The organism is Azospirillum sp. Sh1 (assembly GCF_008365135.1).
Classification (GTDB): domain Bacteria; phylum Pseudomonadota; class Alphaproteobacteria; order Azospirillales; family Azospirillaceae; genus Azospirillum; species Azospirillum oryzae.
Map to the genome: position 1 here is coordinate 1 of NZ_VTTK01000062.1, position 26,251 is coordinate 26,251.

Consider the following 26,251-nt stretch of genomic DNA (forward strand, 5'->3'; position numbering starts at 1 on the left):
TCGCCGAAACCGGCCGCATCAAATCCCTCTGCTTCCCGCCTTGGCTCCAGAAGGTCATTTCATAGGAGAGTCGGTATGAGAGGCTGTTGAGAAGAAAATACAACAAATGCAGCGTTGAAGTTGGTTTGAGACGCTGATTGCAGTTTCCCTGTTGATAATACATGCCATGTCGCCGCCACAGGAGACAATCGCATGTCACCGAACCGATACCCATCAGATCTGACGGACGAAGAGTGGACTGTGGTCTCAAAACTCTTCACGAAGAGTGAGCATCGTGGAGCGCGGCGGAAACATGATCTGAGGCGCATCATTGACGGATGCCTGTATGTCCTGCGTGGAGGCATCTCCTGGCGCATGATGCCTCATGATCTACCACCCTGGGCGGACGTGTACGATCACTTCCGTCGCTGGCGCAAAAGCGGGAAGTGGGAACAGGTCAATGCGGTGCTGCGCGAGCAGTATCGAACCCGGCGTGGCCGCAAAGCCCAACCAACTGCGGCAGCCATCGACAGTCAATCTGTGAAGACGACTGAGGCTGGTGGCCCACGTGGCTATGATGGTGGCAAGAAGGTCAGCGGGCGGAAGCGGCAGACCTTAGTCGATACGGAAGGCGATCTTCTGAAGGTGCGGGTACATCCGGCCGATCTTCATGACAAGGTAGGGGGCATGCTCCTGCTGACGGGCTTGCACCTGTGGTTTCCTACGATCCAACTCGTGTGGGCGGACACGCATTATCAAGGCCTGAAAACTTGGGCCAAAGACCGGCTCGGCTGGACCATCGAAGTCGTCAAGCACTGGTGGACCGGTATTCAGGGCTTTTGGCTCGCCCCTGGCCAGGAACCTCCAGAAATTCCCAAGGGGTTTCATGTTCTGCCGCGCCGCTGGGTCGCGGAAAGAACATTCGCATGGCTTGGAAGACATCGCCGTTTGTCAAAAGATTACGAGCGCCTTCCGGAGTCAGAGGAGACATTCATTTACATGGCAATGAGCCACATTCTCGTGAAGCGACTTGCTCGTCCACCTTCGGAATTGCAGTAAATCTGCTCAGTCTTCTTCTCAACAGCCTCTGAGCGCGCCAAGCGCGTCGCCGATACCCTGGGGCTGTCGATGGAAGAGTACCTGTTCGCCTGCGTCGCCGAGGGGCACAAGGTCCTGCGCGCACGTTGCGCGGCAGCACGGCCTGAGCTGGAGGAGCCGGCTTTCATCCGCCGCGGTCATCCAGCCGCCCCGCCGTGGGCGGAAATGGAGTAGACGGACGGTTGGATATAGGAGGCAGCTCCGGTTTACCGAGAGGACAGACCAAGCGGAGGGCGTGAGCCTCGTGTGCGGGAATGGACACGGTGAAACCGCCTGTGCCCCGGTGCCTCCCGCTCACACGCGCGGACAGAATTGGCCAATCAGAAGCTGAATCCGACGCGACGCCTGTGGCCGCCCTCGACGGCACGCTGGGTGGAAGCCGGTGTCCGTAGCGTGAAGGATAACGCGCACTCCCCATCCTCTTAACAGGGGACGCCAGCGGCAGCCGGACTGATGATCAACGCCAAACGGTGAAGAGCACATCGAGCCACTGTGAGCGGAACAGTGCTGGTGACCGGAGGGACGATCTGCGAGTCATATCCGGTCTCGGCGTTGAGCTCCATCATGGGCTGTGCTCTGGATAGATCGGCTGATAGCGCTCGCCGGGCGTCTTCCAGGAGAGGAAGAAATCCAGCGGGTCTTGTGTGCCAAGAAACGCCCGGGCAAGCGCAAGCCGCTCCATCAGCGGTGCGCGCTCCTCTGCCGGCAAGCCGGAGAGACGGGCCTCGACTCCGGTGAGAAACCGCTCGACCTCCGTGACGTGCGACCATTGCCCGATGATCTGCACGAGGTGCTCCTGGCTCTCGCGCATGGACTGCTCTACGCAGCGCCGGTCCTCCTGCTTCCGCCGCCTCTCTTCGGCGGCACGCCATTCCTGACGGGCGATCTCCGCCTGCCGGTCGGCTTCCTCCAGCTTGCCCACCAGGTCAGTGGCAGCGTCTTCGATAGCCCGCACAATCGACGGCACCAGGGAGCGGAGAGACTGCTGCGTCGTCTCCTGCCAGTCGGTCGCCCAGCTGACGCGGCCGTATGGACAATAGGCAATGAGGCGAAGGCGGCCACAGGCCAGCTCCCGGGTCGTCGTCCAGCTATGATCGGCGGCAAAGCGGGAGGATTTGGGCGGTGTGTAGTCGGCCTCCCGGATGTAAGTGCCGCCGACATAGCGCAGCAGGGTTTCCTCGGACATCTCGACGATCGACAACCCGATCGCCACGCTGCCGATATAGACGACCGTCGGCCGATGGGGAGACCACAGCATGCCATAATAATAGCGAGCCTGCTGTTTGGTGCGCACCTCACGCACATCGATGTCACCACGCCGGAGATGCTCGTCCGCGGGCGCCAGCACCACGCGATGGCCGACCGACTCCAGCGCGGTGAAAAGGTCGTTGGCAAAGCCCAGCGCCCTGTCGAGGCCAGCCTTCGATACCGTGATATCGACCAGGAGCCGTTTGGAGGGTTTGAGATAACCGCGGTCGTCCACATGCCGGCTGGCGTCGAAATGCTCTCTGGCCCCCAGCAGCAAAGCGTGGCTGCGGGTCTTGGAGACACGGACCGGGGCCTCCGATCGGCGGACCGGCGGCTGCCGCGGCTTTGGCGGAGCCTGCCCTGTTCCATCCTTGGACCAGGACAGCTGATCGCCGGGCCGGGCCTCCGGCAACGGCTCCGGAGCCGGCGCCTTGCCGACCGCCAGCTTGGCCCAATATCCGCGTTCGGGCCGTGGCACGTTCAGGAGAGCACAAACCCTGGCCATGTAGGTCCCGGAAACGGCGAACTGCTCGGCCACCTGGATCATCGGCTTCGACCACACCAAGCGATACAGCTCATCCCTCGAGATCATGACGCCCTCCCCTCATCGTGCCAGTGATGCTCTCAGGCAGGATGGACGACCGACATCCATCCTCACGCCGACCGGCGGATCCTTGAGATGCGGATGCACGCCGCCGCGTCCAAGCGGACACGACCCGTGTGGCGGTCGGAGATCTGGATGATACGCGTCGACCCGTGGTTGGCCACGGCAGTGATCTCCAGCGTGTCGCCATGGCCGGGCAGGAGGTGAGGCGGAGGCCCTGGCAGCCGAGCGGGATGATGCCGGCGGCGGCGCGTTGGCACGCCCTGGCGGCGGCGCTCGCCGGCTGCTTCCCTGAGAAAGAATTTCAGCACGCCGCCACCCGCCCGGCCGGGTCACGCCAGAGGCGCTGACGGTCAGCAAGCGTGCCGACGTCCTCGCAGGGTGGTTCAAAGGGGCAGGATGGCGGGAACTGTCCGATCCGGCACCTCCGGTCTGCATCCCACCAGCCCCGGCACGCCGTCCCGGCGGAAATGCCTGTGTGTCCCCCTCTGGTCAGGGCTTCTTGCCGGTCCGCCGCGGCGCGATCACGGCGCCGATCCGGCTGCGTGAGGTCCGCCCCACCCCGCTGTCCTCGGCAAAGTCGCGCCAGCGGTCCACCGCGCCGCGCACCTGGTCGATGATGCCGATGACCTCGGCCGGCGGAAGGGAGAACTCCGCCGCCATCGCCCGCAACTGCCGCTCACCGGGATCCCGCCCTTCGCCCAGGATGGCGGTGGAATGCTCGCCCCCGGGGCCGTCCGCATAGGTCAGGTCGTAGGCCGGCGCCAACGACCAGCGGCCCGTCCGGTCCATCAGATAGGCGAACTGGCGGCCGTGATCATCCCGATTGTGGGCGAACACGTTGAAGGCGGCCCGCCGGAACATCTCGACCACCTGCCGGTGATCCTTGGTGAGCTGGAAGGTGAGGATCATCAGCGTCTTGTAGTCCAGGCTCGGCTGCCGGAAGTCGGCGTGGAGGTGGCCGCAGGCGGAGTGGAGGTGGGTTCGGCCGGCCGGACCGACACGGTCGAACCGCTGCGCTGCGAAGTAGGCGGGCGTCTTCGGGCTTCCGCTCGGCAGCAGGCGGGTGGGCGGCAGGGTCAAACCGGCGGCGCGCGCCATCTCGGCATAGGCCTGCTCGATCGGACCGATGTCCGCCGGATCCTCCTTGCCGCGAAACTTCACCAGCCAGTGCGACCAGCCCTCCGGCGCCACCAGGGCGCCATGGATCAGATCGCCGCTCTGATCGTCGCGGCAAACCACCGCCTTCGGCCGGGCGCCGCCGGGGGAGCCGCCCACCCGCAGCAAGGTGGGAAAGAGCGCCTCCGGCGCCCCTTTGAGCACCTGGCGGCTCTGCGTGGCGATCCGGTCGAGATCGATGGCACCGCTGTCCACGGGCTCCTCGGTCTCCGGCCGGTAGACCAGAGCGCCCATCGCCCATTCTCCCATGCAGGCCAGCATGTCGAGGGGCGTCAGCGACAGGGGATTGATCTTGCTGGCGGCGGCCCGGCGATGAATCAGCAACCGCCCCCACCCGTCGGGCAGGCTGTCGTCGAACACGCCGTGGAGGCCGGAGAACGGCGCGTCCGGTCCTTGCAGAACACCTGGGCGTGGGCTCCGCAGAAACCAGGACAGCATCCGGCCAGAGGCGAGGAAGGCGTCGTCGAATTCGACATAGGTTTTCCCGTCGCGGCTGGCGAGGCGGCCGACGGGTTCCTCGTCGCCCTCCCCCCAGCGCAGCGACACCGCCAGAACGCCGACATGCTTCATCGGACCACCGTCCTGCGTTTGCCCCGCTGGCGCTTCGGCCGGTCGATCACCTCATCGAGGCTGCGGAACTCCGGTTCCGGGAACAGCGCACCGAATTCCTCGATCGCGTCGAGCACGACGGCGACGCGGATCAACGCATCGAACGCCAGCTTGCCGCTGGCTTCGAACCGCCGCAGCGTCCAGATGTTGACCCCGCTGCGGTCGGCGACCTCCTGCTGGGTAAGCCCAAGGGCGACCCGGCGGGCACGAGCCCGCGCGGCCACGCTCCGCGCCACATCCCCAGGAGTCATGAGGTTGAGTGGTATCATAATACAACTTATCCAGAAAACCTGCGCTAAGTTGGATTATGATCCAGTTTATGGTTGGACACAAGGCAGTGCTCACTCAAAGTGGCCTGCGGCGAACCGTGCCAACCGCACCTCCTAGCAGGGCGCGGAAAAAACGAACATATTCTGCCTTTTTTCCCTCGCTGAGGCTTGAGAATGGGGGTTCTGAAGCCCGTTTTTATCGGAATGGAGCGCCTTTTCGTGCTCTGCGGCTCCTGGAACCGGCATTCAGGCGGATTCCGGGCGTGATTATGCCGCCGCCAGCAGCTTGGGCAGGCGGATCAGGTTGTAGGCGGTGGCGGTCAGGGTGAACATCCAACCGACACGGGCCGTGCCGCGATGACGCGTTTTGCGCAAGCCGGCTCCCTTGATCCAGCCGAACACCTCCTCGATCCGTTTGCGGATTCTCAGGCTGACGGCGTAGCCGGGGTGGCGGGTGGTCCGGCCGTCGATCGCCGAGCGGCGGTTGCTCGTGTTCCGGGTAACGTGCGGAGCCACGCCCAACTCGCGCATGTCCGCGACGAAATCCTTGGTGTCGTAAGCCTTGTCGGCGCCCACCGTGATGCGGTGGCGGCCGGGGGGGGGGATGGCCTCGACCATGGAAACCGCCGCTTCGCGTTCGGCCAGGCCGGTGGCCGCGGTGAGCCGTACGTCCACCACTAGGGCATGACGGTTCTCCATCAACGCATGACCCATGAAGGCCAGCTTCGCCGGCTGCCCGTTGCCCTTGCGGTACAACCGCGCCTCGGGATCGCTGGTCGAGACATGCGTCTCATTGGACCGCTTCTCACCATGGAAGTCGCGGTCGCCGTTGCGTCCCGGCCCCGGCGGCTCGCCGCTGCCGTCCTTGGGCCGGAAGCTCTTCACCGACGCCCAGGCTTCGATCAGCGTGCCGTCCACTGAGAAATGCTCGTCTGACAGCAGTGCCTTGACCCGGGGTTGACCCAGCACGGTGGCCAGGAACTTGGCCGCCACGTCGCCGGCCAGCAGGCGCTCACGGTTCTTGGGGAACATGGTAACGTCCCACACCGGGGCGTCCATCGACAAGCCGACGAACCAGCGGAACAGCAGGTTGTAGTCGAGCTGTTCCATCAACTGGCGTTCCGAGCGCACCGAGTAGAAGGCCTGGAGCAGCAAAGCCCGCAGCAGCTTCTCCGGCGGGATCGACGGCCGCCCGATCTTGGAGTACAGCCCTTCGAACGCCGGCGACATCACCTCCAGCGCCTCGTCCACGATGGCCCGGATTGCCCGCAGCGGATGATCGGCCGGAACCCGAGCCTCGCAGCTCACATAGCTGAAAAGACCCTCGCTGCGTTCGTCCGATCCCCGCATCGTCCCCTCGACGGCCGTATTCTCAACAAACAGAGAGAATCACGACCGGCCGGCCGGGCACAGCCTTTTTCCGCACCCTGCTAGTTCTACTGTGTCATAAACATGGCATTGGTGGCCGGCGAGCGGTATGAAAGAGATTCATGCTCCGTTCAGGAGGCGTCAGGCGTTGGTGCAAAAAGGACCGGAGTGGTGGCGGCCGGGAGGGCGAGCGGGTAAAGGATCGGCCTCCGCTGAAGCCGAGACCCCGATGCCGTACAAGGCCAACGAGCCCCGCCGCGCCAAGATCCCGAAGGCCCGGTACCGTGTGGAGAACTGGGCGGCCTACGACGCGGCGCTGCGTCGGCGCGGCGATCTGACCATCTGGGTGACACCGGAGGCGATCGCCGCCTGGACGCCACCCGCCACGGGACGGCGTGGCCGGCCGGCGCGCTACTCCGACGTCGCCATCGAGACCGGGCTGATGCTGCGCCTGGCGTTCGGTCGGCCGTGGCGACAGACCGAGGGTTTGCTGGGCTCGCTCATGCGCCTGCTCGGCCTGGACCTGCCGGTCCCGGATCACACGACCTTCTCCCGGCGCAGCGCCGATCTGGCAGTCGAGACGGCGCTGGCCAGGACGGATGGGCCGGTCACCGTGGCCATCGACTCCACCGGGCTGAAGGTGTTCGGCAAAGGCGAATGGCACCTGCAGAAACACGGCGGCCCGCCGCGCCGGAGTTGGAGGAAGCTCCATCTGGCGGTCGATCCCGACACGGGCGAGGTCCTTGCCTCGGAGTTGACGGGCAACGCGGAGGGCGACGCTTCACTGGTCGGCTCGTTGCTCGACCAGATCACCCGCCCCATCGATGCGGTCATCGCCGACGGTGCGTACGACGGCGAGCCAACCTACCGGACTGTTGCGGCGCATGCGCCGAACGCCGACGTCATCATCCCGCCGCGTGCCACCGCGGTGGTGAGCGACACCGCTGAGACCGCCCCCAGCCAACGCGATCGCCATATCCAGGTGATCGCTGATCGTGGTCGGCTGGGTTGGCAGCGGGCCGTCCAGTACGGCAGAAGATCGTTGGTCGAGGTGGCGATGCTCAGGTACAAGGTCCTCATCGGACGCAGCCTGCGCGCCCGGACTCTGCCCGCACAAAAAGCCGAGGCCCGGGCCGCCTGCGCCGTCATCAATCGGATGACCAGCCTCGGCATGCCGACCTCCCGGAAGGTCGCCTGATCTCCATCACCTCCGGGCAAAAACCGTCCTCAGGCCGAGTTCTGCACCAAAGTCGTCTTTACGGTGAACTATCGATGAAGAATGGATCAACGCCCTGTCGCGGCCGATAAACTCAACTTGCTCATCAGCGGATTTCCAGAGGGGTGTTCATCGGATGAGGGTTCTGGAAACCGCCTCTAAGCTGCGTATCTGCCAGATCTGGGGTCGCCGGCGCGCTGCTGGAGCTGCTGATCGGCCCCGGCTGAGTGCAGGATCTTGAGGGGCCGGCGGCAGCCCGGCCGGGCTGCCACTGGCTATCCTGATCAACGCTTCAGAGCTGTGTAATAATAATCTCATCACCATTCAGCATCGGATGCGAACCGCCAGCACGTTTTTTTGCATATTTATTACAATATTCTTCAATAACGCTGATATTACTCTTAACGAACTCAACCATTTCGGACGGCGTGAGTACGCTCTTTCCAGTTTTAGCGAAGATAATGTCCTCAGGAACGGTAAACGTATATCGGGATGAATTTTCGTAAACGTATCCACGAACCCCCCAGGGCTTATCATCGAAATGTATGGTATCAGGATGAGCTTGCATTTTCGGCCTCCTTGGCATGTTGTAAACTAGATTTAGTGCTCGCCATGTTCGGCGCGGGTAACGATGGCCTTGTTGCTCCCTTTCGCGACTCCTTTTCACGGGAGGATTCTACTGCGCACGTCGCCGAACGCGAAAATTATGATCGCCGCCGGCGTGCCGACGAGCGAATCGCCCAGAGCGCTGCTAGTCGGTGCCGAAGCCGTGGGCCGGCAGCGGCTTTATATCCGCACTGCTACTGTCGAGGTAAGAACGGTCAAATTGCTTAATTGAGATGTAACATAGGATATACGAGACGATTTCATCTCACTATCAATTGCGCGGATTACTGTATTTTTGGGGGTTATCGTATATGCGCTTCCTGAAAGAACCTTATATTCGTCAGAAAGTGCGTTTATGAATTCAGGTTCCGTTGCGCCTGCCGCAAACCCCATTCTATTAACCATACTAACAATACCACCACTCACTAGAATATGCTCTCCAAGTTGAAAGCAGTGCCGTTGGGCATCCTCCCTATATTTTGATATTTCACTTCCTTTGAGGCGCTGAGGTGTACTTCCATAATGATCAGAAATAGTATAAGGATTAGCTCCAAACAACCAGCATGCAATCGCGGAAAAATTACCACCGGTTATTTTGCTTTTGATTCCCTCGTTAAAAATGCTTGCATGCAATACTGATACTTTACTGGAAGATGTTATTGTGTCAGAATTCATATTCTCTATATCAGAAACTTCATATGCAACTCCTGCGCTTCTTAAAGTTGCAACTGTTCTATCAATACACTCTTCAGATACTTCAACTGATATGATCTTGTTGAATTTCTCACATAACGCCATTGTTCCTAGTCCAGAACCACAGCCGACCTCAAGAACTACATCACCATTGCAAAATTGTTCTGCCATCCACTTGTAATGGCCGTTTTTATCAAAGGCAGAAGACGATATCTCCCACTCCTCAGCATATTGCTGTGGAGTCATTGCTGTTCCAAGATTTGGATTTTTTGCACCGATCTTTAGCGATCCATCGACTTTTGTCCGTCGCTTAGCTTCACCCATTTCAATCGCTCTCCTTTTACACGTAACGGTTTAGATACAGCTTGCACATAACGCAAATCAAGATGGAAGACTTACCAACCCCTTTTCACCATACCTTTTCACGCGAGAACTCTACCGCGCGCGTCGTCGGATGCGCAAAAATTATGATCATCGGCGACATGTCGGCGAGCAGATCGCCCAGAGCGGCGCCATCGGCGCTGAGGTGCAGGACCTCGAGGACCCGGCGACGGGGCTGGTGCTGGCCAGCTGACTGCCGCGGTATGCCGCCCCTTCCTGCGACAGCGACTGACCGTCCCACCTGCCCCCTTTCAAGATAGCGTCCTGGTGCGTCGGCACGCGAGTACGAGTCCTGCACCGGTGAGGGCGCCTACCACACCCTATTGCGCGATGAGCCGGCCGAGATCGACCGTGGCAAGGGGATTGGGTGGGGCAACGACAAGCGCGTAGCCTATGGAGACATCGGCGCCCCATAGTCAGTCGGAACTGCCATTCTCCATGGAGGGTATGCCGCCATGAGCGCCGCAATCAGAAGTCCGGTGGCGGCTATGTGGCTGTTCCTCATTGGCATCCCTATCGGCCTCCTTTGATAGACATCAGCTGGTTTCATCAGCGTCGCCGCCGCGGGTAACCAGGCTGGGCCAGCCGCTTCGCCATACCCCACTGCCCCAACGCAAATGCTGCGGCCGGATCAAGAGCCTCCGGAGGCTCGACGTCTACTGGGCGACGCCTGTCGATCAACTCGGGATCTTGGACGGGTGGTAGCCGGCGATTCATGAGGCCTCGCTTTGTTTGCTGAAGAAGATTACCGCGCGCATGCTCGCCATGCGCGAGATTTTTTACGGTTGGCGCCGTCAGCGCGCAGATCATGCAGGCACAGGGCGGCGCGCCAAGCGTGCAGCCAGTTCCACAAACGTGGCGGCCGACCGGCCGGGTCGGTGCTGGCCAGCTGATCGCGGCCGGCATGCCGGCATGCCGGCGAGGCGGCGAGGCGGCCACCGCCCCTTTCGCGACAGCGGCCGCATGCTCCCGGCCGCTCCCTTCGAGGACAGCGGTAGGTGAATGCCTACCTGAATCTGCACCGGCGCGGTGGTCGACCGGGCTGGGCAAGCCGCTTCGCCATGCCCCACTGCCCCAGCGCAAATGCCGCAGCCGGATCAAGAGCCTCCGGAGGCTCAGTATCTGCCGGGCGGCGCCTGTCGGTCAGTTCGGGATCTTGGACGGCTGATAGCCGGCGGTTCATGAGGCCTCGCTTTGTCTGTTGGATGAGTCTACCGCGCGCATGCTCGCCATGCGCGAAAATTTGTGCTGCTGATCGGCGCCGACGACGCGCAGGGCCTGCTGGCGGAGGGCGGCGCCGGGCGCTCGCCCAGCACCACCACCGCGGCGGCCGGGCTGCCGGCGATCCTGCTGCTGCTGATCGGCGCCGTCGGCGTCGCCTCACGCCTTCCGGCAAATACCGTGTTCGATGCAGGCGTTCAACACGATGTCCGATAGCGGTTCGTGGAGTTCTTCCGGAAAAGTGATGGTTGACATCCACTGCCCTCCATTATCCCGGTGAAGAGGAGCGGTAACAGAAGTAGCATGTTGCCCGTTCATGATCTCTCTCGATACACGGAGGCCACGAACCTTAAATTCGATGCCATGGATCGTGATAGACACATCAACAAGCGCCAACAATTTTCCGCCGACTGGTGCTTTGCGCACACCAATGACTTCAATCGTGACGGACTCAGTTTCGTTCAGCACCTTCGCAATTCACTCCCTTTCGCGACACTCTGATTCGTCTGAATCAGAGTGTCCGCTTTGCCACCCTTTGACGGACAACCGGCAGCGAGGTGGCAGCCTCAGCGTCAGGCCGATGGCACCACCCAAATATCGGTTGCCGACAGTGAGCGGACGTTCAGTTGGGCGATGGTTGTCGCCGACATTGCGCCATTGCCGTCGGGATCATAGGACAGTACTCCCGTCGACGTGTTGAACACGAAGCGGTCGTCTGCGTCGCCCGGCGCGTTGAGCACAAAGCACCCAGCGTCGAGCTGGCCGGTCGGCAGTCCGCCGAAGGCAGAGCCAACAACCTCAATCCGGTCGATGCCGGTCTGGAAGTCTGTGATGACATCGACACCAGCCGACAGGGCGGAGAACCGGAATGCGTCCGCTCCAGCTCCTCCTTTCATGCTGTCCGCGCCGGCGGGACTGATCAGTATATCATTGCCCGCGCTGCCCATTACCGGTGGGAGAGCAAAGGCTTTCTGATAAATTGTGTCCACGCCCGTATGGTTGGATGTCCAGGTGGCGATGAACCCACCGCCAGGGGTTGAAGTCAGTGCAGGCATGTTTTGGTTGCCCGAGGTGATATCCGACATCAGGAACTCGCTGCCGATCCTGGCACCTGTCGCGCTGAAGCGCTGGGCGTAAACGCCTGCTCCGGAACCATCCTGATCATAGCTTGTCCAGGCCGCGATGAAGCTGCCATCAGCCAGCCCGACGACTTCACTGTATGCTCGCCGGTAAAGCGGATCGCTGGACGATAGGCGGATCTCGCCGCCGACCTTGTTCGCGGACGCATCGAATATTTGTCCGTAAACATCGGAATAGGTTCCGGCAGCATTGTCCGACCGCCATGTAACCACGAAGCCACCATTTCCCAGCGGTGCCACCGATGGATAGATCTGGTTGTATGCCGTTGTGGCGTTGATCCGGAACTCGCCGCCAAGCAGGGAAACGCCTGGAATGCCGCGTACGCCGTAAATGCCGTAACCGGAACCATCCTGGTTCTCCGACGCCCAAACCGCGACGTAGTTGCCATTAACCAGCGTTGCAAGGCGCGTATGTTGCTGATTGCCTGTGGTGGTTTGGCTGATACGATAGTCGTTGGGATAGCCAACGCCGTTAGCATTGTAATCCCGCCCATAAACTCCGAAGTTCGATCCGTCCTGGCCGAGCGAAGACCACGCCGCCAGAAACCCTCCACCACCTGTCGGCGTTACTGCCAGTTCGCGTTGTGGTGTTGCTACTCCGACCGCCCCTTGGTCGCCGCTGGTATAGGTATTCAGACGGAACTCGTCGCTGGCCGGTGTGCCGGTGCCGTCGAAGCGGCGACCGTAGGTTCCGTAGCCCGATCCGTCCTGACCATAGGACGCCCAGATCACAACGAAACCACCGCCATTGAGGGGGGCCAATGCTGCCGAGTTCTGACCCGAGGCGGTATAGGTGTTCGCGCGGGTTTCCGTTCCGATTTTGCTGCCATCGGCGGCATAAAGTTGGAAATAGACACCGGTTCCGCTGCCATCATCGGCGTTCCAGGCCACCACATGTTTGCCGTCTGCCAATGCGATAACCCGCGAGTCCGTTGCTCCGCCGTGGGCAGCAGAATTGACACGGTCGAAAGAAGGCACCTCTACCGTGACGGTCGCGGCAGCGGTGGCGCCATGGCTGTCTGAAACTGTGTAGGTGAAACCGGCCTGCCCACTGAATCCCGCCGCAGGCGTGAAGACAACATTTCCATCAGTATCCATCGAAACATCGCCGCCGGTTCCCGCCTGCAGCGAAGCGATGTGCAACGGATCGCCATCGGGATCACGATCGTTCACCAGCAGGGAGGCCGCCGTTACAATCAACGGACTGCGATCGTCCATTCTCCGCAGATCGTCAGCTGCAACCGGTGCGTCGTTTCCATCATGGTCATCCAGCGCCGCAAACCGCTTTTGATAGATGGCCGTAGTTCCGGTGTGATCGGAGGTCCAGACAGCAATGAAGCCGCCGCTGGGCGTCGCCACAAGCGCAGGCATGGTTTGGTTGCCGGTGGTTTCATCGGAAATGCGGAACTCGCCTCCGACACGAGCGCCGGTAGCACTGAACCTTTGGGCGAAGACCCCGGCACCCGAACCGTCCTCGTTGTAGCTTGTCCAAGCGGCCACGAAACCGCCGTCTGCCAAGCCAACCGCATCTCCATAGACCCGGATATACAAGGGATCGCCGGATGACAGGCGGAACTCGCCTCCGACCTTGTTCGCGGAAGAATCGAATATTTGCCCATAGACGTCCGAGTCCGTGTGGGCTGCGTTGTCGGAACGCCATGTGACGACGAAGCCGCCATTGGTCAGCGGTGTTACCGACGGATAGAATTGATCGTTTGCGGTTGTAGTATTGACCCGGAACTCACTGCCAAGCAACGAAACACCGGGGATTCCACGGATCCCATAGACGCCGTAACCAGAGCCGTCCTGATTCTCAGATGCCCAAATCGCCACAAAATTGCCGTTGGACAAAGTCGCGAGCCGGGCATGGGCCTGATTTCCGCTGGTGGTCAAATTAATACGGTAATCGTTTGGCCAACCTGTACCGGCGCTGTTGTAATCCCGTCCATAAATGCCGAAATTCGACCCATCCTGCCCGAGAGAAGACCAGACCGCCAGAAAACCGCCGTCAGCTCTGGCCGCAACGGCCAACTCGCGCTGAGGAAGCGGCACACCCAATGCACCCTGATCGCCACTCAGATAGGTGTTCAGCCTGAACTCTCCTCCGATCGGCGTTCCCGTGGCAGTGAAGCGTTGGCCATAGGTGCCGTAGCCAGACCCATCCTGGCCATAGGAAGCCCATAGCATGACGAAGCTGCCATCGACCAATCCAGCGACGGCGGGCACGCTTTGGGTGGAACTGGTATAGGTGTTCGCGCGGGTTTCGGTTCCGACTTTGCTGCCATCGGCAGCGTAGATTTGGAAATATACCCCAGTTCCGTTACCGTCATCTGCTCGCCACACCACCACATGACCGCCATTTGCAAGAGCGGTCACCTCGGGGTCACCAGCTATACCATGGGTTGTCGAGTTCACCCGATCGAAGGACGGGACCTCCACTGTGACCACTGCAACAGCCTCTGCGCCATGGCTGTCTGAAACTGTGTAGGTGAAGCCAGCCTGTCCGCTGAATCCCACCGTGGGTGTGAAGACCACATTTCCATTGGCATCCAACGAAACGACTCCGCCCGCTGCACCTTGCACCGAAACGATATGCAATGGGTCACTGTCGGGATCTCGGTCGTTCGCCAGTAGAGAGGCTGCTGTCACGATCAACGGCGCTTGGTTGTCAGCATGTTGGATGTCATCGACTGCAACCGGCACATCGTTGCGCCCCTGTACGGTGACGCTCAGCGTCTGCGCCGTGGTCGCGGTGCCGTCGGTCACGCCATAGCCGAAGGTCAGCGTGGCGCTTTCCCCCGCCGCCAGATCGTTGAACTGGGCCGGATCGATGGTCAGCGCCGAGCCATTGCGCGTCACACTGACCGACCGTCCGCCGGTCTGCGTGAAGCCCGTCACCGACAGCACGTCGCCCTGGTCCGGATCGCTCGCCCCCTGCAACAGATTGACCACCAGCGCCGCCGCATCCTCATCGGTCGCAGCCGTCACCGGCCCGCTCACCACCGGCGCGTCGTTGCGGCCGGCAACCGTCACCATCAGCGTCCGCGCCGTCGCGTCGCCGCCGTCCGACACCCCATAGGCGAAGGTCAGGTTGGTGCTCTGCCCTGCCGCCAGCCAGCCGAACTGCGCCGGGTCCAGCCCCAGCACGCCGTTGCTCACGCTCACCGCCGCCGCCGGCCCGCCGGTCTGGCTGAAGCCCGTCACCGACAGCGGGCTGCCCTCGAAGTCGAATGCCCCTTTCAGCAGGTCCACCGACAGCACCGCCGCGTCCTCGTCGGTGGCCGCCGTCAGATTGCCTGGCAGCAGCGGCGCGTTGTTGGCGTCCAGCCGCAGCAGCGCGTCGGCGAACTGCACCCACTCCACCCCCTGCAGCGTGTCGGTGCCCTCGCCCGACGCCGTCGCCTGGATCGTCCAGTCGGAGCCGACCTTCGTCGCCACATAGTCGCGCACGCTGCCCGAGTAGACCGCGGTGTCGCTGCCCGAGCCACCGATCAGCGTGTCGTTGCCGGCGCGGCCCTCCAGCACGTCGTTGCCGGCACCGCCGTCCAGCCGGTTCGCCCCGCCATCGCCCGTCAGCGTGTCGTTGCCCGATCCACCGGTCAGATACTCGATCGACAGCAGCAGGTCGCCGGCGGCGTCGCCGACCGTGCCGCTGCCGCTGGCAAGGTCGACCGCCACCGCCGCGGCCGAGGCGGCGTAGCTGGCGGTGTCGCTGCCCGAGCCACCATCAAGCGTGTCGGCCCCGGCTCCGCCGATCAGCGTGTCATTGCCGGCGCCGCCCGACAGGCTGTCGTTGCCGGCACCGCCGTCGAGCAGGTTGGCCCCGCCGTCGCCGGACAGCGTGTCAGCGAAGCCCGAGCCGGTCAGGTTCTCGATCGACAGCAGCACATCTCCGGCCGCATCGCCCGCCGTGCCGGCACCGCTCGCCAGATCGACCACCACCCCGGCCGCAGCCGTCGCATAGCTGGCAGTGTCGGTTCCGGTTCCGCCGTCCAGCGTGTCGGCCCCAGCGCCGCCGATCAGCGTGTCGTTGCCAGCCCCACCCAACAGGCTGTCATCGCCGCCGGCCCCGGCCAGACGGTTGGCCAGATCGTTGCCAGTGCCGGTGAAGGGGCCGCTGCCGGTGTAGGTCAGCAGTTCGACATTGGCGCCCAGCGCGTAGACCGTCAGGCTGGTCCGCACCTCGTCGCTGCCCTGGCTGGCCAGCTCCGTCACCACATCGCCGGCATCGTCGACGATGTAGACGTCATTGCCCGCTCCGCCGGCCATGCTGTCGGCGCCCAGCCCGCCGTCCAGGATGTTGGCGCCGCTGTTGCCGGTCAGCACGTTGTTCAACGCGTTGCCGGTGGCACTAATGGCGGCAGAGCCGGTCAGCGTCAAATTCTCGACATTGGCGCCCAGCGTCCAGCTGACCGAGGCGCTGACCGTATCGGTGCCCTCACCCTCCAGCTCGATCACCACGTCACCCGCGTTGTCGACGACGTAGAGGTCGTTGCCGGTTCCGCCGATCAGCGTGTCGGCACCGCCGCCGCCATTCAGCGTGTCGTCGCCCTCCAGACCGGTCAGCAGGTTGGCGGCGCCATTGCTGATCAGCAGGTTGTTGGCCGCGTTGCCGGTGCCGGAGATGGCGGCTGAGCCGGTCAGGGTGAGGTTCTCGAAATCGGCCAGCAGGGTATGGCTGATCGAGCTCTGCACGGTGTCGATGCCTTCGCCCGGCAGTTCGATCAGCACATCGCCGGCAGTGTCGATGACGTAGGTGTCGTTGCCGGCGCCGCCGATCAGGGTGTCGGCCCCCGTCCCACCATTCAGCGTGTCGTTGCCCTCCAGACCGACCAGAACATTGTCCGCCGCCGTGCCGGTCAGGCTGTTGTCGAGATCGTTGCCGGTGCCGGTGAGGGCGCCACCGGTCAGCACCAGCGCCTCGACGTTGGCGCCCAGCGTGTAATCGACGGCGCTGCGCACCGTGTCGCTGCCTTCGCCGGACAGTTCGACCACCATGTCGCCCGCATCGTCGACGATGTAGGTGTCGTTGCCGCTGCCGCCGATCAGGCCGTCGGCGCCAACTCCGCCATCGAGCCAGTCGTTGCCGGCGGCCCCCGCCAGCGTGTCGTCGGCCGCCCCGCCGCGCAGGGTGTCGTTGCCGGCGCTGCCTGTACCGGCGAAGCTGCCGGAGCCGGTGTAGGTCAGCACCTCGACATTGGCAGCCAGGGTGAAGGCGGACAGCGAGGTCCGCACTTCGTCGGTGCCCCCGCCGGCGGCCTCAACCACCAGATCGGCCGCATCGTCGATGATGTAGGTGTCGTTGCCGGCGCCCCCCACCAGCGTATCGAGGCCGAGCCCGCCGGCCAGCGTGTCGTTGCCGGCTCCGCCCTGGAGGCGGTTGTCCAGCTCGTTGCCGGTAGCGCTGAAGGCGCCGGTGCCGGTGAAGGTCAGCAACTCTATGTTGGTGCCGAGCGCATAGGCGGTGAGCGTGGTGCGGACCTCGTCGGTCCCTTCGCCAGTCAGCTCGGTGACGACGTCGCCGCTGTCGTCGACGATGTAGACGTCGTCGCCCAGCCCGCCGGCCAGCGTGTCGGCACCCGGGCCGCCATCGAGCGTGTCGTTGCCGTCCAGTCCGATCAAGCTGTCGGCCCCGGCGCCACCGGTGAGGCGGTTGTCGAGCGCATTGCCAGTGCCGGCAAAGGCGGCCGCGCCGGTGTAGGTGAGGTGTTCGATGTTGTCGCCGAGCGAGTAGGCAGCCAAGCTGGTGCGGACCTCATCGGTGCCGTCTCCCGCCGCCTCGACGATCTGGTCGAGCGGGCTGACGATCAGATAGAGGTCGTCGCCGCTGCCGCCAGCCAGGGTGGCGCCGACCACCGTATCGGCCGGACTGCCAGTCAGCGTGTCGTTGCCGACCCCGCCGAACAGGCTGTCGGCGCCCCCGGCGCCATCGAGGCGGTCGTCGCCATCCAGACCGTACAGCGCGTCATCGGCCAAGCCACCGATGAGCGTATCGTTTCCACTGGTACCCGTCAGGATGGACATCGGTCAGCGCTCCCCCAAGCGATTGGAGAGTTAGCTGTACGGATGGAATGCACATGAAGTCAATTCTTGCGTGAGTTGAGGAAAATCCCGGCATCTGGGTGAATGGGGGAGGCCGGAGCCTTCCCCCATTGCCGGTTCAGAACGTCACGAACCAGGCACTCGACACCGCAGCGGGCTGGATGCCGGCCAGGGTGACGATGTCGCTGGTCCCGTAGACGATCACCGCGTCGCCGTTGGCGTTGGCGTCCACGCTGTAGGTCTGGCCGGCTGCCAGACCGATCCGGTCGCCCTGCGCCGCGTCAAAGTCGGTGATCGTGTCCAGGCCATCTCCCCCGGCGAACGCAAACAGATCGGCGCCACTGCCGCCGGTCAGCACGTCGTTGCCCAGGCCGCCCAGCAGCGTGTCATTGCCGGCACCGCCATCGAGCGTGTCGTTCCCGGTATTCCCCGCCAGCCAATTGTCCAGTCTGTTGCCGGTGCCGCTGGCATCGCCACCACCCTGGAACACCAGCCGCTCGACGTTGTCGCCCAGTGTGAAGGCCGACAGGGTGGTGCGTACTTCGTCGATGCCGGCGTCGGCCCCTTCGCTCACCGTGTCGCCGACGCTGTCCACCACATAGACATCGTCGCCGAGCCCGCCGATCAGGGTATCGGCACCGGACCCACCGTCCAGCGTGTCGGCGCCCGCACCGCCCACGATCAGGTTGTCCAACGCATTGCCGGTGCCGGCAAACGCCGCCGCCCCCGTGTAGGTCAGGGTTTCCACGCCGTCGGTCAGGGTGTAGCCGGTCAGGGCGGTCCGCACTTCGTCGATGCCTTCGCCGGACAGCTCGACCACCCGATCGCCGGCATCGTCGACGAGATAGACATCATTGCCGGCCCCGCCGATCAGCAGGTTGCTGCCCGCCCCGCCGTCCAGGGTGTCGGCCCCGTCGCCGCCGCTGAGCGTGTCATTGCCGAGGCCGCCGGTCAGCAGGTTGTCGAGTGTGTTGCCGGTGCCGGTGAAGTCGCCGGTGCCGGTGTAGGTCAGGACCTCGACATTGGCGCCCAGCAGGTAGCTCGACAGGTTGGTCCGCACCTCGTCGGTGCCCTGGCCTGCCAGTTCCGTCACCACGTCGCCGGCATCGTCGACAAGGTAGACGTCGTTGCCCGCCCCGCCGGCCATGCTATCCGCCCCCAGCCCGCCGTCCAGCAGGTTGGCACCGCTGTTGCCGATCAGCACGTTGTTCAGTTCGTTGCCGGTGGCACTGATCGCCGCCGAGCCGGTCAACGTCAGGTTTTCGATGTTGACGCCCAGGGTCCAGTTGATCGAGGCGTTCACCGTGTCGATCCCTTCGCCGACCAACTCCGTCACCACGTCGCCGGCATTGTCGACGACGTAGAGATCGTTGCCGGTTCCGCCGACCAAGGTATCGGCCCCGCCACCGCCGTTCAGCGTGTCGTCGCCCTCCAGACCGGTCAGCAGGTTGGCCGCACCATTGCCGATCAGCAGGTTGCTGGCCGCGTTGCCGGTGCCGGAGATGGCGGCCGAGCCGGTCAGGGTGAGGTTCTCGAAATCGGCCAGCAGGGTGTGGCTGAGCGAACTCTGCACGGTGTCGATGCCCTCGCCGGGCAACTCGATCAACACGTCGCCGATGTTGTCGATCACATAGGTGTCGTTGCCGGCGCCGCCGATCAGGGTGTCGGCCCCGGCTCCGCCGTTCAGCGTGTCGTTGCCATCCAGCCCGGTCAGCAGATCGGCTCCCGCGCCGCCGGTCAGGCTGTTGTTCAAGGCGTTGCCGGTAAAGGTGACCGGGCCGGAGCCGGTGTAAGCGAGGTTCTCGACGTTGGCGCCCAGGGTGTAGCTGGCGAGGCTGGTGCGTACCGTGTCGGTGCCCTGGCCGGCCAGCTCGACGATGACGTCGCCCGCATCGTCGACGATGTAGGTGTCGTTGCCGGTACCGCCGATCAGCGTGTCGGCACCGGCTCCGCCATCCAGCGTGTCGTTACCGGCGTCGCCGGTCAGGCTGTCGTTGCTGCCTCCACCGGTGATGAGGTTGTTGCCGGTGTTGCCGATCCCAACGAAGGCCGCCATCCCGGTGTAGACGAGGTTCTCGACATTGGCCGCCAGGGTGTAGCTGCTGAGACCCGTGTGCACCTCGTCGGTGCCCTCTCCGGCATTCTCGATGATGACGTCGCCGGCATCGCTCACGATGTAGGTGTCATTGCCGGCACCGCCGCGCAGGGTGTCGATCCCGGCGCCACCGTCCAACGTGTCGTTTCCGGCACCGCCCTGGATGGAGTTTGCGGCATTGTTGCCGATGCCAGTGAAAGCGCCGCTGCCGATAAAGGTCAGGTTTTCAACGTTTGCGGAGAGATAGTAGAGGTTTAGGGACGTGCGTACCTCGTCGGTGCCCTCGCCAGCCATTTCGCTAACGACATCGCCGGCATTGTCAACGATGTAGACGTCGTCGCCAACACTGCCGATCAAGTTGTCCGCCCCTGCTCCACCGATCAGCGTGTCGTTACCAACCCCTCCGGTCAATGTGTCATTGCCGTTCCCTCCTGTCAGGACGTTATCCAGGGCGTTACCAGTCCCGTTGAAGTTGCCCGACCCGATATAAGAGAGGTTTTCGACATTGGTGTTCAACGTATAGGCGGCCAGCGTGGTGCGTACCTCGTCGATGCCCTCACCAGTCAATTCGCTAACGACATCGCCGGCATTATCAACGACATAAATGTCATTGCTGGCACCACCGATCAAGGTGTCCGCTCCCGCCCCACCGATCAGCGTGTCATTGCCGACTCCACCATTCAGCGTGTCGTTACCGTTGCCTCCGGTGAGGACGTTGTCCAGGGCGTTACCAGTCCCGTTGAAGCTGCCTGGTCCAATGTAGGTCAGATACTCGACATTGGCGCCCAAAGTGTAACGGGCGAGCGTGGTGTGCACCTCGTCGATGCCCTCACCAGCCAATTCGCTGATTACGTCATCTGCATTATCGACGATGTAAATGTCATTGCCGACACCGCCTACCATGCTGTCGATGCCCGCCCCGCCATCAAGGGTGTCGTTGCCTACTCCGCCGATTAGGGTGTCGTCGTTCGGCGTCGCTAGTGACACAGCAACATACGCGGATGCAAAGCCGATGATATCGGCCCTGCCATCACCATCCACATCCGCCACCTGTCGAGGAGTAATATTCTGACTGGTCCAAGTATTGCCGTTGCCATACCAGCCAAGGAAACCCGTTTGTGCGGCGCTGAAGGTGCCATCGGCCCGACCGAACGCAACGTAGGCTCCAGCATCGGCAAATCCGATGATATCGGCTCGCCCGTCACCGTTGACGTCCGCCAATTGACGCGGATGCCGATCTTGGCTGTTCCAAGTGTTGTTCAAGGTGAACCAACCGCTGAAAGCTACCATGGCGGGAGCAAACGTTCCGTTGGCTTGACCTCGAGCGATAAAAACATCGTTTCCGCCGAAGGCGACGATATCAGCCAAGCCGTCGCCATCAACATCACCCAGCATCCGGGGATATAGATTTTGACTGCTCCAGCCATATCCAGTGGTGAAGCTCCCATTGTAGGCTGTTTGGACCGTTCCGAATGTGCCGTCCGCCTGCCCTAAGGCAATCAGGACACTGGTGCTGGAAAAACCGACAATATCGGCTCGGCCGTCGCCGTTCACGTCCGCCACTAGGCGTGGCACTTGGTCCTGGCTTGTCCAGGAGTTTCCTGCGCCGAAATAGCCGCTATACGCGGTCTTGGCTGCGGAGAATGTGCCGTTGGCTTGGCCAAGCGCAACCATTACGCCGTTGTTTGCAAACCCGACGATATCCATCCGGCCGTCACCGTTCACATCAGCGAGTTGACGTGGATAGGTGCTTTGGCTGCTCCAGCCATAGGCGGAGGTAAAGCTGCCGCTGTAAGCGGTCTGGACCGTCCCAAAGGTACCGTCTGCCTGTCCAAGGGCGATCAGAACGTTAGAACTGGAAAAGCCAACGATATCAGCCCGTCCATCCCCATTCACATCCCCTACCAAACGCGGCACTTGATCCTGACTAGTCCAAGTGGTTCCCGAGGTAAAACTGCCAGTAAGCGCAATTTTTCCAGGAGCAAATAGGTACGAGTCCACTCCCGTGCCGGAGTCCCCTACAAGGCTGTCATTTCCGGCTCCGCCCTCCAATAAGTCCTGACCAGCTCCACCCTTAAGCGTATCGTCCCCTGATGTGCCGACGAGATTCGTCATCCCCAAAACCTTTCTTAATGGCTTGTCTGTTCTACAATTTCTAAAGGCAGATAGGGATTATATATCATTTCACGTGAATAAAATTTATTCATTGCACGCATTTCATGGCGGGACTAGTTGCATTGGGATGCTCATGGAGAACGACAATCATCGTCCGCCAATCGGCCGTTTGGCGGTCAGCCGCCCAAGTGTCCGGAAACCCGCGTCAACGACGGCTTTCCGGACAAAATGATTGTCGGACGGCTTTCCGGACAAGCCGAATGCCTTCAGGAAGGAAGGCTGTGGGCCTTTCCATGACGAATGCAGCCCCTTTCGCGACAACGGCTCAGTCTCTGCCTCCCATCGCGCGCTCCTCCATCGGTGCCAATGGCTTCTCACGCCATCCGGCAAATACCGTGTTCGATGCAGGCGTTCAACACGATGTCCGATAGAGGTTCGTGAAGTTCTTCCGGAAAAGTGATGGTTGACCTCCACTGTCCCCCATTATCCCGGTGAAGAGGAGAGGTAACAGAAGTGGCATGCTGCCCGTTCAAGATCTCCCTCGACACACGGAGACCGCGAACCTTGAATTCGATGCCGTGGATTGTGATGGACACATCCACAAGCGCCAGCAGCTTTCCGCCGACTGGTGCCTTGTGCACAGCAATGACTTCTATCGTGACAGGCTCAGTCTCGTTCAGCACCTTCGCTATTCACTCCCTTTCGCGACATCAGCGAAATACCGCCGGACTTTGCACAGGAGAAGATTCAAGTGCGGTCAATGCGCGGCGAAGGCTTTCACGGGTTATCCCATCCACAGCCGCATCTTCAACCGAAGACGCCCATTGGGCTTCCGGCTCTCCCATGTCGTAGATCGCTTGGGCCGCAAGACCAAAAAGGCCGCGGTATGCCGCAGAAATGGCATCGCGGAGTAGCAGCTTTTCACGATTGGTCAGATCGGTGGGACGTGACAAATACCAGCCAATTGCCCCTTCCACCTCCTGCTTTCGGTCCTCTTTGCTTAGGCCGTGTCGGCAAAGTTCAGAGCCATAGAAGGATCGCCGCGATGGTGATCATGGCGAGATAGTTGGCGGCTCGCTTCTCATACCGGGTGGCGATCCGTCGGAATTGTTTCAACCGATTGATCAGACGCTCAACGCGATTGCGTTCCCTATAGGCATCGCGGTCGAAAGCCGGGTCGGGGCGTTCGTTGCTCTTGGTCGGGATCACCGGCGTAATGCTCCGCCGTCGCAGGGCGGAGCGGATGACACCGCTGCTGTAGGCCTTGTCGGCGGCCAGGTGGTCGGGCTTGAGGCGCGGTCGCCCGCGGCCCAACCGCCTGATCCAGCCGGTCCCCATCAGCGTGGCGAATGCCTTGCTGTCGTGGACTTCGCCACCGGTCAAAGTGAAGGTTACCGGCTTGCCGAGGCCCTCGGCGCGGATGTGGATCTTGGTCGAGAAGCCGCCGCGCGAGCGGCCCAGCGCCTCGCCGTCGATCCCCCTTTTTCGCCGCTGGCGTTCCGGGCGCCAGCCGCGTGCTGATGAGCGCGGACCACGGTGCTGTCCACGAAGTGCAGGCTCCAATCCACACGACCCTGGCGGTCGGCACGGGCCTGCAAGGCTTCCAGGATACGCTGCCAGATGCCGGCGCGGCGCCAGCGGTAGAACCGGCTCGACACCGTGCCGAACGTTCCATAACGCTCCGGCAAATCCCGCCATGGCGCTCCGCTGCGGGCGATCCATAGCATGCCGTTGATCATCCGGCGGTGAGAGTGGTTCGGCCGTCCAGTGCGCGGTTTTTCGGGAGGAAGGTGCGGCTCCAGCCGCTCCCATTGTGCATCAGTCAGATCGTAACGTCCCATTCAGCACAAATGGGGAACGCCCCCTCAACTCGCTACCCCTTTGCCGACACGGCCTAGCATCCACCAGCGATAATTCTCGCCAGATGACGTCATCATCCACCTCCCTTTCGCTATACCTACTGGGGCAATCCTGAAGCCTAAATCGTCACTCTAAATATTGTATCCGACTTCTCTTGCGAGAGTTGGATAATCATAATCAGCATAACTAATTCTGTAAGTTACATTGGCTGCTGGTGTTTTTCCTGCCGGTCCTCTGATTGGAAACCTTGCAGTCAGCAAGCTTACATCTTGTGGTGTCGCCACGCGAATACAAACTACGCCTTTTTCAACTGTAGAAGTCCAGTCGCCGGTAAAATTTTTTTCGATCCATTCTTTGAGCAATCCGTAGGGAGTGGGAAGTTTTTTCTTGCTATTATCGAAGCGTCTCGCATTTCCAAGAGTAGCGCTAACACGAGCCATAAAAGCAGGGGATTGCGGATATTTGATGACGAATTTATTCCATGTTGTAGCAGGCATATTTTCTCCTTTTCAGATCTTCGTCTTTCGGCGCAGACGATGTTCCCGTAGTGCCCGATAGAGTGTGCCACGATGCACCCCTAGTTCATCAGCGACTTGCTGTCCGGTGATAGCTCCTTTTCGCGACACCCCTTCACGGGAGAATTCTACCGTGCGCATCGCCGCACGCGCGAAAAATATGATCGCCGCCGGCATGCCGGCGAGGTGGCTATAGCCCTTTTCGCGACACTCTGATCCGCCTGGATCAGAGTGTCCGTTTCGCCACCCTTTGACGGACACGGTGCCTGAGCGAGCAAGGGGGAGGCCCGAGCCTCCCCCATTGCCGGTTCAGAGTGTGACGAACCAGGCGCTCGACACCGCGGCGGGCTGGATGCCGACCAGAGTGACGATGTCGCTGGTGCCATAGACGATCACCGCGTCGCCATTGGCGTTGGTGTCCACGCTGTAGCTCTGGCCGGCCGCCAGACCGATCCGGTCGCCCTGGGCCGCGTCGAAGTCGGTGATCGTGTCCTGGCCGTCCCCCGCGGCGAACGCGAACAGGTCGGCGCCGCTGCCACCGGTCAGCACGTCGGCGCCCAGACTGCCCAGCAGCGTGTCATTGCCGGCGGCGCCGTCGAGCGTGTCGTTCCCGATGTTCCCCGCCAGCCAATTGTCCAGCCCGTTGCCGGTGCCGCTGGCATCGCCGCCGCCCTGGAACACCAACCGCTCGACGGTGTCGCCCAGCGTGAAGGTCGACAGGGTGGTGCGGACCTCGTCGATGCCGGCGTCGGTTCCTTCGATCACCGTGTCGCCGATGCTGTCCACCACATAGACGTCGTCGCCGAGCCCGCCGATCAGGGTATCGGCACCCAGTCCACCATCCAGCGTGTCAGCGCCCGTGCTGCCCGTGATCAGGTTGTCCAGCCCATTGCCGGTGCCGACGAAGGCCGCCATGCCGGTGTAGGTGAGATTTTCCACCCCATCGGTCAGGGTGTAGCCGGTCAGGGCGGTCCGCACCTCGTCAATGCCCTCGTCAGCCAACTCGACCACCTGATCGCCGAAGCCGCCGACGAGATAGACGTCGTTGCCGGCCCCGCCGATCAGCAGGTTGTTGCCCGCACCGCCATTCAGGGTGTCGGCTCCATCGCCGCCACTGAGCGTGTCGTTGCCAAGCCCGCCGGTCAGCAGGTTGTCGAGCGCGTTGCCGCTGCCGGTGAAGTCGCCGGTGCCGGTGTAGGTCAGGGCCTCGACATTGGCACCGAGCAGATAGCTCGAAAGGCTGGTGCGGACCTCATCGATGCCTTGGCCGGCCAGTTCCGTCACCACGTCGCCGGCATCGTCGACGAGGTAGACGTCGTTGCCCGCCCCGCCGGCCATGCTGTCTGCTCCCAGACCACCGTCCAGAACATTGGCGCCGCTGTTCCCGATGAGGATGTTGTCCAACTCGTTGCCGGTGGCGGTGATCGCCGCCGAGCCGGTCAGCGTCAGGTTCTCGAGGTTGGCGCCCAGCGTCCAGTTGATCGAGGCGTTCACCGTGTCGATCCCTTCGCCGACCAGCTCGGTCACGACGTCACCGGCATTATCGACGACGTAGAGATCGTTGCCGATGCCACCGACCAGCGTGTCGGCCCCGCCGCCGCCGTTCAGCATGTCGTCGCCCTCCAGCCCAGTCAGCAGATTGGCCGCCCCATTGCCGGTCAGCAGGTTGTTCAGCGCATTGCCGGTGCCGGTGAGGGCGGCTGAGCCGGTCAGGGTGAGGTTCTCGAAGTCGGCCAACAGGGTGTGGCTGATCGAACTCTGCACGGTGTCGATGCCCTCGCCGGGCAGTTCCACCAGCACGTCGCCGACGTTGTCGACGACATAGGTGTCGTTGCCGGTGCCGCCGATCAGGGTATCGGCGCCGGCCCCGCCGTTCAGCGTGTCGTTGCCATCGAGCCCGGTCAGCAGATCGACTCCCGCGCCGCCGGTCAGGCTGTTGTTCAGGGCGTTGCCGGTGAAGGTGACGGGGCCGGAACCGGTGTAGACGAGGTTCTCGACATTGGCGGCCAGGGCG

15 protein-coding genes and 1 pseudogene are annotated in these 26,251 nt (G+C 62.4%); 3 read left to right on the forward strand and 13 right to left on the reverse strand.

The window, feature by feature from the left end; all coding sequences use genetic code 11:
* Window positions 1-192: 192 nt before the first annotated feature.
* The gene (locus FZ029_RS31540; RefSeq protein ID WP_149274020.1) at window positions 193-1,038 is read left to right on the forward strand and encodes an IS5 family transposase; all 846 of its coding nucleotides are present in this window, start codon (window positions 193-195) and stop codon (window positions 1,036-1,038) included.
* 601 nt (window positions 1,039-1,639) lie between these two features.
* Here the strand turns inward: FZ029_RS31540 and FZ029_RS31545 are convergent.
* From FZ029_RS31545 to FZ029_RS31560, 4 genes are all read right to left on the reverse strand, one after another.
* Window positions 1,640-2,917 (reverse strand): hypothetical protein, encoded by a 1,278-nt coding sequence (locus FZ029_RS31545; protein WP_188052140.1) that lies wholly within the window; start codon window positions 2,915-2,917, stop codon window positions 1,640-1,642.
* A gap of 504 nt (window positions 2,918-3,421) precedes the next feature.
* Window positions 3,422-4,678 (reverse strand): type II toxin-antitoxin system HipA family toxin, encoded by a 1,257-nt coding sequence (locus FZ029_RS31550; protein ID WP_149274021.1) that lies wholly within the window; start codon window positions 4,676-4,678, stop codon window positions 3,422-3,424.
* Window positions 4,675-4,941, reverse strand: coding sequence for a helix-turn-helix transcriptional regulator (locus FZ029_RS31555; RefSeq protein ID WP_211104272.1), 267 nt, complete (start codon window positions 4,939-4,941; stop codon window positions 4,675-4,677). Before FZ029_RS31555 ends, FZ029_RS31550 begins: the two co-directional genes overlap by 4 nt.
* Before the next feature lie 312 nt (window positions 4,942-5,253).
* The gene (locus FZ029_RS31560) at window positions 5,254-6,336 is read right to left on the reverse strand and encodes an IS5 family transposase (RefSeq protein WP_149274025.1); all 1,083 of its coding nucleotides are present in this window, start codon (window positions 6,334-6,336) and stop codon (window positions 5,254-5,256) included.
* A gap of 247 nt (window positions 6,337-6,583) precedes the next feature.
* On the opposite strand from FZ029_RS31560, the gene FZ029_RS31565 reads away from it, so the two are divergent.
* Window positions 6,584-7,552 (forward strand): IS5 family transposase, encoded by a 969-nt coding sequence (locus FZ029_RS31565; RefSeq protein ID WP_149274026.1) that lies wholly within the window; start codon window positions 6,584-6,586, stop codon window positions 7,550-7,552.
* 310 nt (window positions 7,553-7,862) lie between these two features.
* On the opposite strand, the gene FZ029_RS31570 is transcribed toward FZ029_RS31565, so the two are convergent.
* Window positions 7,863-8,138, reverse strand: a complete 276-nt coding sequence (locus FZ029_RS31570) for a hypothetical protein (protein WP_149274028.1) — start codon at window positions 8,136-8,138, stop codon at window positions 7,863-7,865.
* 218 nt (window positions 8,139-8,356) lie between these two features.
* Complete coding sequence (locus tag FZ029_RS31575) at window positions 8,357-9,193, reverse strand: class I SAM-dependent methyltransferase (RefSeq protein WP_149274030.1); 837 nt, start codon at window positions 9,191-9,193, stop codon at window positions 8,357-8,359.
* A 1,302-nt stretch (window positions 9,194-10,495) separates the two neighbouring features.
* Between FZ029_RS31575 and FZ029_RS31580 the strand changes: the two genes are divergently transcribed.
* Window positions 10,496-10,687 carry a hypothetical protein gene (locus FZ029_RS31580; protein WP_149274032.1) on the forward strand — a complete coding sequence of 64 codons (192 nt, stop codon included), beginning with the start codon at window positions 10,496-10,498 and terminating at the stop codon, window positions 10,685-10,687.
* A gap of 356 nt (window positions 10,688-11,043) precedes the next feature.
* Here FZ029_RS31580 and FZ029_RS33820 read toward each other — a convergent pair whose 3' ends face one another.
* The 7 genes and pseudogenes from FZ029_RS33820 to FZ029_RS31630 form a co-directional block, all read right to left on the reverse strand.
* Window positions 11,044-17,634 (reverse strand): cadherin-like domain-containing protein, encoded by a 6,591-nt coding sequence (locus FZ029_RS33820; RefSeq protein ID WP_149274034.1) that lies wholly within the window; start codon window positions 17,632-17,634, stop codon window positions 11,044-11,046.
* Window positions 17,635-17,770: 136 nt separating this feature from the next.
* Entirely contained in the window at window positions 17,771-21,862 is a 4,092-nt protein-coding gene (locus FZ029_RS31590) for an FG-GAP-like repeat-containing protein (protein ID WP_211104273.1), read from the reverse strand.
* Window positions 21,863-22,236: 374 nt separating this feature from the next.
* Entirely contained in the window at window positions 22,237-22,545 is a 309-nt protein-coding gene (locus FZ029_RS31605) for a hypothetical protein (protein ID WP_149274036.1), read from the reverse strand.
* A gap of 27 nt (window positions 22,546-22,572) precedes the next feature.
* The gene (locus FZ029_RS31610) at window positions 22,573-22,839 is read right to left on the reverse strand and encodes a hypothetical protein (protein WP_149274038.1); all 267 of its coding nucleotides are present in this window, start codon (window positions 22,837-22,839) and stop codon (window positions 22,573-22,575) included.
* A 43-nt stretch (window positions 22,840-22,882) separates the two neighbouring features.
* Window positions 22,883-23,703, reverse strand: a pseudogene (locus FZ029_RS31615) (IS5 family transposase).
* Window positions 23,704-23,853: 150 nt separating this feature from the next.
* Entirely contained in the window at window positions 23,854-24,219 is a 366-nt protein-coding gene (locus FZ029_RS31620) for a hypothetical protein (RefSeq protein ID WP_149274040.1), read from the reverse strand.
* 327 nt (window positions 24,220-24,546) lie between these two features.
* The coding region (locus FZ029_RS31630; protein ID WP_247892594.1) for a calcium-binding protein at window positions 24,547-26,251 on the reverse strand (1,705 nt) is incomplete at its 5' end.